The organism is Leptotrichia hofstadii, from assembly GCF_007990525.1.
Lineage (GTDB): Bacteria > Fusobacteriota > Fusobacteriia > Fusobacteriales > Leptotrichiaceae > Leptotrichia > Leptotrichia hofstadii.
In genome coordinates this window covers 2,062,485-2,077,986 of record NZ_AP019823.1, presented here as the reverse complement: position 1 = coordinate 2,077,986, position 15,502 = coordinate 2,062,485, and the positions used below count along the sequence as shown (strand labels likewise).

Annotated in this window: 15 protein-coding genes; 14 read left to right on the top strand and 1 reads right to left on the bottom strand. The window is 31.4% G+C overall.

All coding sequences use genetic code 11. The annotated features are described in order from the left end of the window. Positions 1–54: 54 nt before the first annotated feature. From FVE77_RS09900 to FVE77_RS09845, 14 genes are all read left to right on the top strand, one after another. Positions 55–954: a diacylglycerol/lipid kinase family protein gene (locus FVE77_RS09900; RefSeq protein ID WP_026746870.1), complete on the top strand. Its 900-nt coding sequence runs from the start codon at positions 55–57 to the stop codon at positions 952–954. Positions 955–1,551: 597 nt separating this feature from the next. After that, complete coding sequence (locus FVE77_RS09895; protein WP_026746871.1) at positions 1,552–3,141, top strand: glycoside hydrolase family 57 protein; 1,590 nt, start codon at positions 1,552–1,554, stop codon at positions 3,139–3,141. Between the two features lie 893 nt (positions 3,142–4,034). Next, positions 4,035–4,736: a 23S rRNA (guanosine(2251)-2'-O)-methyltransferase RlmB gene (rlmB, locus tag FVE77_RS09890; RefSeq protein WP_026746872.1), complete on the top strand. Its 702-nt coding sequence runs from the start codon at positions 4,035–4,037 to the stop codon at positions 4,734–4,736. Positions 4,737–5,001: 265 nt separating this feature from the next. Next, a complete protein-coding gene (locus tag FVE77_RS09885) occupies positions 5,002–5,664 on the top strand; it encodes a TraX family protein (RefSeq protein ID WP_026746873.1) in 663 nt (220 codons plus the stop codon). A 36-nt stretch (positions 5,665–5,700) separates the two neighbouring features. Then, positions 5,701–6,360, top strand: coding sequence for an endonuclease III (gene nth, locus FVE77_RS09880; protein ID WP_026746874.1), 660 nt, complete (start codon positions 5,701–5,703; stop codon positions 6,358–6,360). Between the two features lie 33 nt (positions 6,361–6,393). Beyond that, entirely contained in the window at positions 6,394–7,872 is a 1,479-nt protein-coding gene (locus FVE77_RS09875; RefSeq protein ID WP_026746875.1) for a D-alanyl-D-alanine carboxypeptidase family protein, read from the top strand. A gap of 234 nt (positions 7,873–8,106) precedes the next feature. Next, entirely contained in the window at positions 8,107–8,859 is a 753-nt protein-coding gene (gene kdsB, locus FVE77_RS09870; protein WP_026746876.1) for a 3-deoxy-manno-octulosonate cytidylyltransferase, read from the top strand. Positions 8,860–8,886: 27 nt separating this feature from the next. Continuing rightward, positions 8,887–10,329 carry an alpha-amylase gene (locus FVE77_RS09865; RefSeq protein WP_026746877.1) on the top strand — a complete coding sequence of 481 codons (1,443 nt, stop codon included), beginning with the start codon at positions 8,887–8,889 and terminating at the stop codon, positions 10,327–10,329. Between the two features lie 106 nt (positions 10,330–10,435). Further along, positions 10,436–10,579 carry a hypothetical protein gene (locus FVE77_RS12695; protein WP_006805862.1) on the top strand — a complete coding sequence of 48 codons (144 nt, stop codon included), beginning with the start codon at positions 10,436–10,438 and terminating at the stop codon, positions 10,577–10,579. 84 nt (positions 10,580–10,663) lie between these two features. Next, the gene (gene proB / locus FVE77_RS09860; RefSeq protein ID WP_026746878.1) at positions 10,664–11,806 is read left to right on the top strand and encodes a glutamate 5-kinase; all 1,143 of its coding nucleotides are present in this window, start codon (positions 10,664–10,666) and stop codon (positions 11,804–11,806) included. A gap of 100 nt (positions 11,807–11,906) precedes the next feature. Further along, entirely contained in the window at positions 11,907–12,692 is a 786-nt protein-coding gene (locus FVE77_RS09855; protein WP_026746879.1) for a hypothetical protein, read from the top strand. 21 nt (positions 12,693–12,713) lie between these two features. Next, the gene (locus FVE77_RS12505) at positions 12,714–12,881 is read left to right on the top strand and encodes a hypothetical protein (protein ID WP_154669762.1); all 168 of its coding nucleotides are present in this window, start codon (positions 12,714–12,716) and stop codon (positions 12,879–12,881) included. Positions 12,882–12,911: 30 nt separating this feature from the next. Further along, a complete protein-coding gene (locus FVE77_RS09850) occupies positions 12,912–14,168 on the top strand; it encodes a glutamate-5-semialdehyde dehydrogenase (protein ID WP_026746880.1) in 1,257 nt (418 codons plus the stop codon). A gap of 33 nt (positions 14,169–14,201) precedes the next feature. Further along, positions 14,202–14,741, top strand: coding sequence for a hypothetical protein (locus tag FVE77_RS09845; protein ID WP_026746881.1), 540 nt, complete (start codon positions 14,202–14,204; stop codon positions 14,739–14,741). Between the two features lie 354 nt (positions 14,742–15,095). Here FVE77_RS09845 and FVE77_RS09840 read toward each other — a convergent pair whose 3' ends face one another. Then, positions 15,096–15,320 carry a heavy-metal-associated domain-containing protein gene (locus FVE77_RS09840; protein ID WP_026746882.1) on the bottom strand — a complete coding sequence of 75 codons (225 nt, stop codon included), beginning with the start codon at positions 15,318–15,320 and terminating at the stop codon, positions 15,096–15,098. Positions 15,321–15,502: the final 182 nt, after the last annotated feature.

Here is a 15,502-nt window from a genome sequence, read left to right as displayed (position 1 = left end):
AAAGTGATGTGAGATAATATCTATGTGACAAGAATATAAAAAATAGGAGGAAATATGGAAAAACTAAAAAAGGCTATTTTGGTTTACAATCCAAAATCTGGAAATGCCAATATAATTTTAAGCAATTTTGATTTAATCACGACAAAACTGCTGGAAAAAGGGATTACATTGACACTTTACAGCATAAATCAGAATTATGATTTGCTTACAGAAATTTTAAAAAATGAAAAATATGATATTTTGATTTTATCAGGTGGAGATGGAACATTAAGCCGTTGCTTGAGCGAACTTTATTCTAAAAACATTGAATTTCCAGAAGTTGCAATATTTCCGACAGGAACATCAAATGATTTTGCAAAAGCATTGAAAATCGAAGAAAACATTGGGAACTGGATAGAAAAAATTACAGATAAAACTGCCAAAAATATTGATTTTGGATTAATTAATGGAAAAACTGTGTTCTTGTCTTCGTATGCTGGGGGACTATTTACTAAAATTTCCTACAATACAGATAAGGCACTGAAAAAAACGTTTGGGAAAGTCGCCTATTATATAAATGGACTTGGAGAACTTACAAATATAAAGACTTTTGACTTGGAAATTGTGCTGGATGGAAATGAGAAAGTAAAGGAAAAGGCTATTTTGTACGCAATTCTGAACGGAAAAAGTGTTGGCGGATTTGAAAATGTAATCGATGAAGCCAGTATGAATGATGGATTTATGGATATTCTAATCGTAAAAAACATTGACAACCCGCTGGATATTCCAAAAATCCTAATAGATTTAATGAACAGCAACCTAACAAACAACGATTACATCCGAACTTTACAAGCCAAAAAATGCGAAATAAAAAAAGTTACAGAAGAAATTGACGTAAGCATTGATGGAGAAGAAGGAGAAAATGTGGATGTAACAATTGAGTTTATTAGTGGGAAATTAAAAGTTTTTTGTTAAAAAAATTTATAATATAAGAAAACTTTAATTAAAGAAGTTTTTTTTGTTTTTTGAAAATTTTGGGATTGAATTTTTTTAGAAAAAATGATATAATAACTTTGAATAAAAAACCTGTTCAGGTTAGTGTAAAATTAAAAATGCGAGAAAAGGGCTTTATTCTTTATTGAATAGGGCTTTTTTTTGTGATATAATTGTCTGTCAAGGAACGCAACCTTGATTACACTTTCTTGAACAGGGGATGGTAATAATGGCAAATTGGGATTTGACTGTTTTGACAGTTATAATCATATTGTTTTTGATTTTTAGCAGTCAAAAATAGCAGTTGAATTCTTGTCTTATTGTCCTACCTTTTGCCTGCCAGTTGAATTTAGCTGGCAGGTTTTTTTTAATTTTAAAATTATGCTGTTAATGAGATAAAATAGATTGATATGAGAAAATTTTGTTACAAGGTTAAAAATTAAAATATGAAATAGCAGGTTATAATAAAAAAAGAAAGTTTAAAATTTCAGTAAACTTTCTATAAAAAAATTTTGAATTTCTGCGAAAATATGGTATAAATATAATATATAAAAATTTATAAAGTATGGAGGAAAAATTATGAATGGATATTTGAGTCTTGTTTTGCATGCACATTTACCTTATGTAAGACACCCGGAATATAAAGAATTTTTAGAAGAAGATTGGTTATACGAAGCAATTACAGAAACATATGTTCCTCTACTAGAAATGTTTGAAAATTTAACAAGGGATAATATTCCTTGGAATATGACCATTACAATGTCTGGGACACTTGTTAATATGATGAACGACAGTTTATTAAGGGAAAGATACGTTCGTCACATAGACAAATTGATTGAATTTTGCGAGAAAGAAGTGGAAAGACTTAGTCCATATCCTGATATGCTAAATGTTGCAAAACATAATTTATGGTTTAATACAAGGGCAAAACGAGTATTTGAAGAAAAATACAATAGAGATTTGGTCGGAGCCTTCAGAAAATTCCAAGATCAGGGCAATTTGGAAATCATTCCAGTTACTGCGACACATGGATTTTTACCAGTTATGAAAGATTATCCAGAAGCAGTGAATGCTCAAGTTTTTATGGCTAAAAAAGATTACATCAAAAACTTTGGAAGAGAGCCAAAAGGAATTTGGCTAGCAGAGTGCGCTTATTATCCAGGACAGGATAAATTTTTGGAAAAACATGGAATAAGATATTTCCTAGTTGATGCACATGGGATTATGCACAGTGATCCACGTCCAGTTTACGGTATCTACTCGCCAGTTTATACCAAAAACTATGTAGCTGCGTTTGCCAGAGATTTGGAATCATCTGAGCAAGTCTGGAGTTCAGAGTCTGGTTATCCAGGAGATGGAGTTTATAGAGAATTCCACAAGGATGCGGGATATGAACTTGACTATGAACTTGTAAAACCATATTTACACAGTGATGGAGTACGAAGAAACATTGGAGTAAAATATCATGCAATAACTGATAAAAAAGGAACTTATAAAGCAGTTTACAATCCAGAAGCGGCAGCGGCCAGAGCCAAAGAGCACGCCTACAACTTTGTATTCAACCGTTCAAAACAAATTGAGTTTCTGGCTTCAAAAATGAAATATAGAAAACCAATTGTAGTATCGCCTTATGATGCTGAATTATACGGACACTGGTGGTATGAAGGGCCAATATTCCTAGAATGGGTATTCAGAGCCACAGCGGAATCTAATTTTTCTACAATAACACCATACAAATATTTAGAGCAATATCCGACAAATCAAATAGTTGATGTAAGCATGTCAAGCTGGGGAGCAAACGGTTATTATGACGTTTGGATAGACGGCTCAAATGATTACGCCTACAGACATTTACATAAAGCCGCACAAAAAATGATAGAACTGGCAAACGGAAGAGAACCATACAACGAATTAGAATACAGAGCATTAAATCAGGCCGCAAGAGAATTATTAATGGCACAGACTTCATGCTGGGAATTTATAATGTATACTGGAACAATGGTTGGTTATGCTCACAAGAAAATAAGCGATCACGTTCATAGGTTATTCAAAATTTATGAAGACTTCAAAAACGGCAGTTTGGATGAAAGCTGGATAAGTGAAATTGAAAGCAGAGATAATATCTTCCCTGAAATTGAATACAGAATGTACAGAACTGACTGGTTATAGTTTAAATAATAAAAATTAGTATAATTTAAGGAATGTTTTTTATAATTTTTTTATAAGAGCATTCCTTTTTAATATTAATTGAATTGTTGAATATTTTTATTTGATTTTAAGGTTAAATTGGTATAAAATATATTTAAAAGAGAAAAATTATTTTTTCTAATTTTAGGTTATTTTAAGCAAGGGCATCAGACGCCATGCCCTTGCCTCCCAGCTTTACGCAAAACTTTCTTATAAAGAAAAAATAAAACTCGCTTCGTTAAAACTACGCTCACTTTCGCAAACAAGAGTTATTTTAACATAAATAAGTTCTATCGTTATAAAAATTATGGCGAAAGAAATACATTTGTATTTAGTTATTTTTCCTTTAACGAAATTTTGCTTGTTTAATATTTTCTCAATTTAAGAGCTTAAATATATAATCTTTATGAGTTAATGTAGAATGTCGTGATTTTTTTGGAATGAAAACGACTAAACACATTTATGTACTTCTTTCGCCATAACCTTTATCGCAAATATATTTTATGGAGTTGTTATAGTCTTTATTTGAGAAAGTGAGCGTCAGCGAGTTTCGTTTTCGTAGTAATCAAGGTTTTATGCAAATAATAAAGTTTAGACTACTTTCCCAAATAAAATTTGGGAATATTTCAAAAAAATGCTTAGACGATCCAGGGTTAGTGCGTAGCACTTTCGCCATTTTCTTTAATATGCTATTAGTTAAATATGTTAAAATAACTATTATTGCGAAACAAAGGGAAATGATGATTATTAGAAAAAAATATAAGAATAATTGAAAAAACAGTTATTAATCAAAATAATCTGAAAATAAAAGTTTAATAAATAAAAATTAATATTAGAAAAAAATTTTTAATATATAGAAAGAGAGAGAGAAAAGAATGGAGAAGATAATAGGGATAAATCCAGTGATTGAAGTATTGAAATCGGATAAAAATATTGAGAAGCTGGAGATTTATAAGAAGATAAAGAAGGAAACAATTAAGGAAATATTGAATCTGGCAAGCAGAAGAAATATAAAGATTTTTTATACTGATAGACGGACTGAAAATTCACAGGGAGTTGTGGCACTTGTTTCAGAATTTGATTATTATGTGGATTTTTCTGCATTTTTAGAAAAACTTTTGAAAAAGGAAAAATCAATAGTTGTTGTGCTGGATCAGGTTCAGGATCCGAGAAATTTTGGGGCGATTATAAGAAGTGCAGAGTGCTTTGGAGTTGATGGGATTATTATTCAGGACAGAAACAGCGTGAAAGTTACAGAAACAGTTGTAAAATCATCAACAGGAGCGATTGAGCATGTGGATATTGTAAAAGTTACCAATATTTCTGATACGATTGACAAATTAAAAAAATATGGATATGCAGTTTACGGTGCAGAAGCTGATGGGCAGAATTATTATTATGAGGAAAATTATCCAGAAAAAGCGTGTCTTGTACTTGGAAGTGAAGGAAATGGAATGCGAAAAAAAGTCAAGGAGCATTGTGACAAAATTGTAAAAATACACTTGAAGGGGCAAATAAACTCGCTGAATGTATCTGTGGCTGGAGGGATAATATTGGCGGAGATGTCGAAAAGTTAATAAATTTTGATAAATAATGCATCTCTAATTTTTTACTTTGAATTTGCAAAAAAAATTCTTGAAATTACAGTAAAAAAATGATATTATTAAATATAATAGTTTTTTTGAAAATTTCTTTGAATATCGGAATTTATCATAAGAAAAAATGTTTTTTTATATAAAAATATCTGAGTTCAGAGGATTTTTAAGTTAAAAAAATAAAAATAAATTTTGGAAATTACTGTGAGTGGGAATTGAGTACAGATAATTGAATTTAGGAGAAGAGTTGAGTTTATTTGTTTTAAAAATAATTGGTATAGCAGCGATGTTTATGGATCATTACCATTATGTGGTTGGTGGAAGCCTGATTTTAAATATTGTTGGGAGAATTGCTTTTCCAATATTTGCATTTACGCTAAGTGAAGGGTATGTACATACGCGAAATTTAAAAAAATATTTACTTAGACTTTTTATTTTTGCGGCAGGTATGCAGATACCGTCTGTCATATTTGGCTACAAGTATCCTATGAATATATTTTTTACATTGTTTTTAGGGCTTTTGGCAATCCATATCCTCAATTTTAAGAAAAAATACATAAAAAATCAGACATTTTTATGGATAATAAAAATTATTCTGACTGGTTTCATATTAATTGCTGCACAATGGCTTGAAATGGATTATGGAGCATACGGAATTTTGCTAATTATGAATTTTAATATCTTTAGGACTAGCAAATTTCACATATCAATGAATTTTCTTATATTAAATATTCTAAATCTGTTCTTTCCAGATGTCTTTAAGCTGACAGAAACGCAGTTCTTTTCAATAGTTTCGCTTATATTTATTTTTATGTATAATGGGAAAAAGGGAAGAAGTATGAAATACTTTTTTTATTTGTTTTATCCGGTACATTTTCTTATTTTAGAAGGAATAAGGAATATTAAGTAATTTTAATGTAATTATGAAAATTTTTGGAGAGAGAAAATGACAAAAAAGGAAAGATTGAAAAAAATATTTCCGATATTAAAAGAAAAATTTGGCAATCCAAAGGCTGCCTTGGAATTTGAAACGCCCTATCAGCTGATGGTTGCAGTAATCCTGTCAGCCCAATGTACGGATGCGCGTGTAAATATTGTTACAAAGGAGCTTTTTAAAGTTGTAAGAAAGCCTGAAGACATCAGGAAAATGGATTTGGGAATACTTGAAAAATATATAAAATCAACAGGTTTTTACAAGAATAAGGCAAAAAATATAAAGCTAAATGCTGAAATGATGCTTGAAAAATATAATGACGTGATTCCGAAGGATTTGGAAAAGCTTGTAGAACTGCCAGGTGTTGGACGTAAAACTGCGAATGTTGTTCTTGGGGAACTTTGGAATATTCGTGAAGGAATTGTTGTCGATACGCATGTCAAGAGACTATCTAACCGTATAGGGCTTGTGCAAAATGACAATCCGGAGATTATTGAGCGGGAACTTATGAAATTTGTGCCGAAAAGAGACTGGTTTGTGTATTCCCATTATATGATTTTGCATGGACGGGACAAATGTATCGCCAGAAAGCCCAAGTGTGAAATATGTGAAATCAGGGACTACTGTAAATACAATCTAGATAATTTAAAGAAAAATGGAATTAATAAATAGACTTTAGTATAAATAAATACAGAAAGGAAAAGAATGGTTAAAAAGGTAAAAAGAGTTTTGATTTTTGGAGTACTGGCGTTATTTACAGCTCTTGCTTATGCAGAAGGGGAACAAGATTCGCCTAAAGAGGGAAGTGTAGCTGTCAAAGAGGAGAAAAGTAAAGGTTCCGTGGGAAAGGAAGCCGATGGTTACAGCGAAATAGAGCAGGCAACAAGAAGAGGATATTCAAAGCGTTCCAGACATGGAAAAAAAAGATGGGATTCTAAACACGAGGAATCCAGCGAATATACTGAAGACAGTCAAAATCACTCCTCTAGATGGAAAAGCAAATCTGAAAAAGGGAAGGACAAAATCAATTCAGTAAAAAATGGTACCTCAGGGAAAGCAGAGCATAAAAGGAAACTTGTAAAGGCAATAGAGCATGAACACGAGGGAGCTTCACATTATTATGGGGAAGTTATAAAATTCATTGCCACTACAGATGGAAAAATACTGAAGGAAAAAATGTCAAGGCAAAAACATCCAATAGCTTCACTTACAAAAGTTATGAACATTCTGGTGGCTTTGGAGCAGGTTGACAGGGGAAATGCAAAGCTGGACGATAAAATATGCTTTACACCTGAATTTGTCAACATGGGCGGAAGCTGGCTAAATGCAAAGGCTGGAGATTGCTACACATTAAGAGATTTGCTTCGTGCAGAAATTATTTATTCAGCAAACAATGCGGCATACCTAGTGGCACACCATATTGGAAAAGGAAATATTGATAATTTTGTACAATTAATGAATGACAAGGCTAAAGAGCTGGGAATGAATGACACGCGTTACTATACGCCAGCAGGCTTGCCATCTTCAATGACAAATAAGAATATGGATATTTCGACTGCATACGACATGTATTTGCTTGGAAAAAGGGCTATAAGAGATGAAAGATTGCGTGCATGGATGAAGGAATCGGAATTGGTGCTGCAAAATTCAGAAGGAGAAGATGTTGTTTATAGTAATAGGAATCATCTTTTAGACCAGTTCGGAATTTATGGGCTGAAGACAGGATTTCATGCGCAGGCGGGATATAATATGATAGTGTCAAGTAAAATAGGAAATCTTGAAATTATTTCAGTTACATTGGGAAATAAAAGTGATGATGCCAGAACGGAAGATCAGGAGCAGGAATTTACACAGCTGGAAAAACGAATGATACCAGTTTACAAGGCAGGACAGGAAATAGGAGGCAAATTTAAGATTAAAAATGCTGAACAGAAGGAAATAAAAGGTGTTTTATCAACAAATGTCTACCAGCTTGACAATACAAATTATAAATTTGAAGTTAAGGATTTACAGGTTACGGCTGAAAAAGAAGGAATTTCAAAAGGAGATGTAATAGGTAAGCTTGAAGTGCTGTCGGATGACAACAAGGTTGTAGGAACTGTTGATATTGTGGCACAGAATGATTATAAGCAGTTATCGCTGTTTAGACGTATTTTGAGATTTATTACATTTGGACTTGCATAAAAAAAAGTAAAGTAAAATTGAGCTGTTTAGAAAATTAAATGGCTCTTTTTTTGTTTATCTGATAAATATAATGTAATTTAAATAAAAATATGGTAAAATATATTTAAACTTATTTAAAATTGAACTAATAAAAATTGAATAAATTTAATGCTAAAAAAGTATAGTTTTAAGTTTAGTTTTAAAAGAGTATTACTACGATTTTATAAAATTATTGAAAAAAGGAGAAACATATTTATGAAAATATTGGGAGTGATACCAGCAAGATATGCGTCCAGCAGGTTTGAGGGGAAACCACTCAAGGATATTTGCGGGCATACTATGATTGAATGGGTTTACAAAAGAGCAAAAAATGCGGATATTGACGAGATTGTTGTGGCTACAGATGATGAGAGAATTTTTGAGGCTGTAGAAAAGTTTGGAGGAAATGTGGTTATGACAGCTGAAAATCATCAGAATGGAACTTCCAGAATAATAGAAGTTATAAACAAAAGTGAGTATAAAAATTATGATTTTATTATAAATATTCAGGGAGATGAGCCGTTAATTGACATTGAGTCAATAAATATTTTAGCAAATAATTACAGAAATGAAAAATCAGAAATTGTTACATTAAAGCAGGAAATGAAATTTCAAAATGAAATTGAAAATCCAAATCATGTAAAAGTTATTACAGACTTTAATGATAACGCCATTTATTTTAGCCGTTCAGTAATTCCTTATGAGCGTGATAAGAATAACAGCCAAAATATTAAATATTTTAAACATGTTGGAATTTATGGATATACAGCGAAATTTTTAAATGAACTGAAAAATTTAAAGGAAGGTGTTTTGGAAAAGATAGAATCGCTTGAACAGCTTAGATTTATTGAAAATGGATATAAAATAAAAGTTTTAGAAACTAAGTCGCAGGTAATAGGAGTGGATACACAAGAGGATTTGAAAGAAGTTGTTAAATTTATAACTGAAAATGGAATAACATTAAAATAAATAAAATATTGTAAAAAGGAGGAAATTATGGAAAACGGAGTAATGATACAGTACTTTGAGTGGAATTTGCCGAATGATGGGAAACATTGGCAAAGATTAAAGGATGATGCAAAACATCTAAGTGAAATTGGTGTAAGTGGAGTGTGGATTCCGCCAGCATATAAAGGAACTTCACAATTTGATGTGGGATATGGTGCCTATGATTTATGGGACTTAGGTGAATTTGACCAGAAAGGAACTGTCAGAACGAAATACGGGACAAAGCAGGAACTGATTGAAGCGATAGAAGAACTTCATAAATACAATATAAATGTGTATTTGGACGCTGTTTTGAATCATAAGGGCGGAGCTGATGAAACAGAGAATTTTTTGGCGATAGAAGTTGACCCTGAAGACAGAACTGTGGAAATAACCGAGCCTTTTGAAATAGAAGGCTGGACAAAGTTTACTTTTCCTGGAAGAAATGATAAATATTCTGCATTCAAGTGGAATTATAATCTTTTTGATGGTGTGGATTTTGATAACAAAACTGGTAAAACAGCAATTTATAAAATTGTTGGTGAAAATAAGGACTGGGATGAGGGAGTTGACTCTGAACTTGGAAATTATGACTATTTGATGAATGCCGATATTGACTTTTCACATCCTGAAGTGCGTGAAGAAGTAATCCGATGGGGTAAATGGGTTGTAAATGAATTAAAAATTGATGGATTCAGAATGGATGCTGTAAAACATATAAAAGATGAGTTTATAGCTGAATTTTTGACACAAGTAAGAGCAGCTTACGGCGAAGAATTTTATTCTGTTGGAGAATACTGGCGAAATGATTTGGAAAAGTTGAAGGAATATCTGGATAATGTTGGGTATAAGACTGATCTATTCGATGTTGGGCTTCATTTTAATATGTATGATGCATCTAAAAAGAAAAAGGATTATGATTTAAGAGAAATTTTTGAACATACGATAGTGGCAACAAATCCGATGGCAGCGGTAACATTTGTGGATAATCACGATTCTCAAAAAGGAAGTGCTTTAGAATCACAAGTGGAAGACTGGTTTATTCCCCATTCATATGCTATAATATTATTATCAAAAGATGGTTATCCATGCCTATTTTATGGCGATTACTATGGAATGGGAGGAGAAAAAAGTCCACATCAATGGATAATTGACAAACTTCTGGAAGTACGGAGAATACATGCTTATGGAGAACAAATAAATCATCTGGATAATCCAAATGTAATTGCAATTCAAAGAACAGGAAGAGATGAGTGGACGGGCTGCGTAGCCGTACTTTCAAATTCTGAAGAGGAAGAGGAAATACAGATTGAGATTGGAAAAGAGCGAGCTGGCCAAATTTGGCAGGAAGTTACAGGTAGTGGATATGAAGACATTGTAATAGATGAGGAAGGAAATGCTAACTTTAAAGTTGAAAGTGAAAAAATTTCTGTCTGGATACGGAAAAGTTAAGATAAAAATATTGAAATTATCTATTGTTGTAAAGGAATAAATGTTAAAATAATATGAACCTTTCTAGGTTATTTTTAGGAAAAAACCAAAATTGGAGGTAAGAAAAATGAGAAAAATTAAAATTATAGGAGCAGTAATTGCGTTAATGATGAGTTTGAGTTCTTGTACGGCAGTGGCATTGGGAGCAGGAGCAGTTGCAGGAGGATATACTTGCCTGAATACAAGTCTTTGTAACAAATTGAAAAAATAGTTTAAGGTTGTAAGGGCATGGTTAATGCCCTTACGTTAAAAAATGAGCTACATAGAAATGTTTAAACAGGAGAATATGGAAAAAATGAGAAATAGTAATACAAGAGAAGAAATTTTAGACAATATGCAGAGGATAGTTGTGAAAGTTGGAACTTCTACACTTACAACAGAGGATGGCCATCTAGATATTGAAAAGATAAAGAAAATTGTGCTGGAACTGAGTAATTTACAGGATAAAGGATATGATGTAATACTTGTAACTTCTGGCGCAGTTGGAGCTGGAATGGGACTTCTTAATATAAGTGAAAAGCCTAAAACTTTAGCGGAAAAGCAGATGCTGTCAGCAGTTGGGCAAGTTTCACTTATGCAAATTTATCAAACTCTTTTTAAAGAGCATAACAAGATAATTGGACAATTGTTGTTGACAAAAGAGGAATTTTCCAATAGAAAAAGATACTTGAATATGAGAAATGTCTGCAATGCTTTTTTGAAAAGAAAAATTATACCAATTATAAATGAAAATGATGCAATTGTGTCTAATGCATTAAAAATAAAAGTTGGGGACAATGATACAATGTCAGCGCTTGTTTCTGGATTGATTGATGCTGACTTACTTATAATTTTATCGGATATTGATGGACTTTATAATAAAAATCCTAGAAAATATGAGGATGCGAACTTAATCCATATGGTTGGGGATATTAATGAAGATATAAAGCAGATGGCAGGTGCAGAAGGCTCAAAATTTGGAACTGGTGGAATGATAACAAAAATTATCGCTGCGGAAATGGTAACAAAAATTGGGACAAGCCTTGTAATTGCCAGTGGAGATGATCCAAAAAATATAACTAGAATAGTTGAAAAAGAAAATATAGGAACACTTTTTGTGAAAAAAAATAAAAAAATCAGCTTGAGAAAATACTGGCTTGCATACGGGCCTAATAAGGAAGGTTCGTTAACAATTGACAATGGTGCAAAAGCAGCATTAAAAAATGGAAATAGCCTATTGCCTGTGGGAATAAAATCTATTGAAGGAAATTTTGATAAAGGGGCAGTTATCGAAATAGAAGATTTGGAAGGAAAAGTTATCGCAACTGGAATTTCAAATTATTCATCAGAGGAAATAAATCTTATAAAAGGCGTAAAAAGTGAAAATATAGAGGAAATATTGGGCTACAAATATGATGACGCTGTGATTCATATTGATAATGTGGTTATTAGAAAATAAAAATAATAAATTTAATTTTGCTGTTTGAGAGAAATTTTATTTAAAGTGTTTAGTACACAAGTATCAAAAAATTTTAATAAAATAGAAAGCGGGACGATTTATGAGTTACGAACAACCCAAAAAAATAGTAGGAATGAAACTTTATCTTAAAATACTTACATTGGCAAATTTTTTGCTATTTAACCTTTTTTTGATAGTATTTATAAAACTTTTTGTGAAAAATCTGTCTGATGCCGCTGAAAGAGGGAAACTTCTAGGCGCTATAATAGCAATAACATTAATAGGCTTGTTTTTAATAATATTTGCTTATATTTTGCCATATTTTATAATAAGGAAATATGAAAAAATATCTTTTTATGAAGATGGATTTGCTATTGGAAAAAATGAAAAAATTCTTTATGAAAATTTGGAATATTTTTTTATTCCAAATATAATGAGACCAAATACATTTTTGGGAATATGGTATAAAGATAATAATGGAACTTGGAAAAATATAGCGGCGGCAGGTTATCCATCTAATGCCTTTGACTTGTTTCAGCAAGATTTTGTGAAAATTAACTACCCAGAAGCTATGAGAAAAATTGAAAAAGGTGAACCAGTTGAATTTTTATTTAATAATCCAAAAAAATCTGTAATGGCGTTGGCTCCTAAAAAGTATATAGCTAAAAAATTGGAACAAGCATTGAAAATAAAGGTTACAAGAGAAGCCTTGGCTCTGGATAATGAAGTTTATAACTGGAATGACTACAATATAAGCACAATGGCTGGAAGAATAAATATAACAGACAAAACTGGAAATAAAATATTGCATTTGTCAGACAAAGCGTTGATTCATAATACAAATTTATTAGAAACAATAATTAATACTTTCGGAGCGAATGAGTGAAAAAATGAAGGGGAGAAGTAAGTGAAGAGTGAAGATATTTTTAATATTGGCTGGGCTAAAAGATATCTGGTAATTTACTGGCTGTTTTTAACTATTTTTGCAGTTATGTTTATAATAGCTATATTTATAGAACGTAGAAAAATAAAAAAGATGAAGGATGGGAATAGAAAAGCTGGAAATCTTTTTTAGAAATTAGATAAATTAAGAAATGAGGGAAGTATGAATTATATAGAAGAACTTGGGAAAAAAGCAAAAGCCGCTTCAAGGGAACTTTTGAAAATTGGAACAAAAACAAAAAATGATGTATTGTTTGCAATTGCAGATGAATTGATAAATAAAAAAGAAGAAATAAAGGCTGCGAACAAAATAGATATGGAAAATGGTAAGAAAAATGGAATGGCATTTTCCTTGCTGGATAGAATGGAGCTTACAGACAGCAGAATTGAAGGAATGGCTCAAAGTTTACGTGAAATGGCTATGTTTCCAGATCCAATTGGAGAAGTCATTACAGGATGGAATCATAAAAATGGAATGAGTATTGTAAAAAAGAGAGTTCCGCTTGGAGTAATCGGAATGATTTATGAATCCCGCCCAAACGTTACAGTAGATGCGGCAGGACTTGCAATAAAATCTTCAAATGCGATAATTTTACGTGGGTCAGAAGATGCCCTAAATTCAAATATTTATTTGAATAATTTATTAAATAGAGTTGCAGATGCTCACGGATTGCCAAAAAATACAGTTCAGCTTGTAGAAAAGCCAGAAAGGGAACTTGTGAAGGACTTAATTCGTGCAGATAAGTATATTGATGTAATTATCCCGAGAGGAGGAAAAGGGTTAAAAAGATTTATCATAGAAAACGCAACAATTCCAATGATAGAAACAGGTGCAGGAATCTGTCACATCTTTGTAGACGAAACAGCTGACATAAAGCAGGCATTACCAATCATCGAAAATGCCAAAGTCCAACGCCCAAGCGTATGTAATGCCATCGAAACAACACTTATTCATGAAAATATCGCAAAAGCAATCTTGCCAGAATTAACAGAAATGCTTTTAAAAGATGGTGTAGAGCTAAGGTACAGCAAAGAAGCATTAGAAATTGTTGGAAACAGAAAAGATGTAAAATTGGCAACAGAAGAAGATTTTGGAGCTGAATACTTGGATTTAATAATGTCACTAAAATTAGTTAAAAACATAGATGAAGCAATTGAATACATAAATAATCATGGAACGCACCATTCCGACTCAATCTTGACCAAATCTATAGAAAATGCTGAAAAATTCCTAAACGAAGTAGATTCAGCAAACGTTTATTTAAATGCTTCTACAAGATTTTCTGATGGAGGGGAATTTGGATTCGGTGGAGAAATTGGAATTTCTACACAAAAACTGCATGCTCGTGGGCCTATGGGAATAAGAGAGCTGACTACGACGAAATATGTGATTAGGGGAGAAGGTCAAATAAGGGAATAAAAACCTAAATTAAAGGCAGGAGAAATAAAAAAAGTGGAAAATAAAAATTCAATATTAATTAAAGGAATTAAAATAAATGACGATAAAACTAACTTAATGATTGCCACAGCAATAGTTGCAGTGATTTATGGAATTGTGGGTTCTGTTATGGCAATTTCTAAAGATTCAGAAAAACTTGCTACTTCATTTACGCTTATGGGAGCAGGAATTTCTATAGCTGTTATGCTTTGGTTCATATTTTTTTGTAAGAGCAAATTGATGCTGGAAAATGGGAATTTCACATTAAATGCACAAGATATAAGAATAAAAAAATATAAAATACATAGTTTTTTGGGGCTTGAAAAAGCAATCTCAATATCAACTGACGAAGAAGATTTTTTAATCTTCCCTATGGTAAGCAAATATCAAAAAAGAAAATTGGCAAATAATTTAAAAATATTAGAAGACGAATTAAAATCTCAAAATGTTTTAGAAGGAAAATTTCAGATAAGCTGGCTGAAAACAATGTGTTATTGGATAGTTTCATTTCTGATGATGTATTTACCGATGATAGCTTTTGAAATAATTAAATAGAAAATGTTGGAAGATGATAAAGAGCAGTAAAATTGTTCAATATCATCTTTTTTATTTTATAAAAATTTGTAATTTATTAAAAAAATTAAAAAATAGATATACAAATATTTCAAAAAATGATATAATTTTAGCAATCCTTGAGAAAGGAGGTGCATTACGATGAGAACGTCAAGAATTTTGGAAATAACTAAAAAAGAGAGCTTACTTTGGGGGTTGGCTCTCTTTTGATTTGTAACACTACAATGAGAATTTTTATTCTTTTACATCATTATTATAACATTTTATAATAAAAAAATCAACTCAATTTAAAATAATTTTTTTAATTTTTTGTAAATAAATAGTTAATAAAAAAGATTAAGAAATTTCTGTAACATCCTTCACTTTATAATGTCCGGCAGAATTTACCACATCCGCTATCAGCAAATCGTCAACTTCTTCATTTAAAGTAACTTTTGCATTTTTATCAGAAAGATTTACTTCCACATTTTCCACTTCTGGCAGTCCATATAAAGCGTCTTCCACTTTTTTAGCACAATTTTCACAGTGCAGTCCTTCTATTTCAACAAGTTTTTTAATCATTTCAAAACCTCCATAAAATTTTATTTTTATTTATACACAAAATTTTAAATTAAAAGCTTTGTGTTAAGTTTATTATATAAAAAAATTTATAAGAATGCAAGAAGTTTTGTATATGCAATAATTTTGAAAAAAATATTTGTAAGACAAAAAATGGATATGTAACTGTGAAAAATATGTTATAA

What these genes read in the sequence shown, in the direction of transcription:
- proB (WP_026746878.1), top strand. Translation starts at nt 10,664, where the DNA reads ATGAGAAATAGTAATACAAGAGAAGAAATTTTAGACAATATGCAGAGG.
- FVE77_RS09855 (WP_026746879.1), top strand. Translation starts at nt 11,907, where the DNA reads ATGAGTTACGAACAACCCAAAAAAATAGTAGGAATGAAACTTTATCTT.
- kdsB (WP_026746876.1), top strand. Translation starts at nt 8,107, where the DNA reads ATGAAAATATTGGGAGTGATACCAGCAAGATATGCGTCCAGCAGGTTT.
- nth (WP_026746874.1), top strand. Translation starts at nt 5,701, where the DNA reads ATGACAAAAAAGGAAAGATTGAAAAAAATATTTCCGATATTAAAAGAA.
- FVE77_RS09895 (WP_026746871.1), top strand. Translation starts at nt 1,552, where the DNA reads ATGAATGGATATTTGAGTCTTGTTTTGCATGCACATTTACCTTATGTA.
- FVE77_RS09850 (WP_026746880.1), top strand. Translation starts at nt 12,912, where the DNA reads ATGAATTATATAGAAGAACTTGGGAAAAAAGCAAAAGCCGCTTCAAGG.
- rlmB (WP_026746872.1), top strand. Translation starts at nt 4,035, where the DNA reads ATGGAGAAGATAATAGGGATAAATCCAGTGATTGAAGTATTGAAATCG.
- FVE77_RS09900 (WP_026746870.1), top strand. Translation starts at nt 55, where the DNA reads ATGGAAAAACTAAAAAAGGCTATTTTGGTTTACAATCCAAAATCTGGA.
- FVE77_RS12695 (WP_006805862.1), top strand. Translation starts at nt 10,436, where the DNA reads ATGAGAAAAATTAAAATTATAGGAGCAGTAATTGCGTTAATGATGAGT.
- FVE77_RS09840 (WP_026746882.1), bottom strand. Translation starts at nt 15,320, where the DNA reads ATGATTAAAAAACTTGTTGAAATAGAAGGACTGCACTGTGAAAATTGT.
- FVE77_RS09865 (WP_026746877.1), top strand. Translation starts at nt 8,887, where the DNA reads ATGGAAAACGGAGTAATGATACAGTACTTTGAGTGGAATTTGCCGAAT.
- FVE77_RS09875 (WP_026746875.1), top strand. Translation starts at nt 6,394, where the DNA reads ATGGTTAAAAAGGTAAAAAGAGTTTTGATTTTTGGAGTACTGGCGTTA.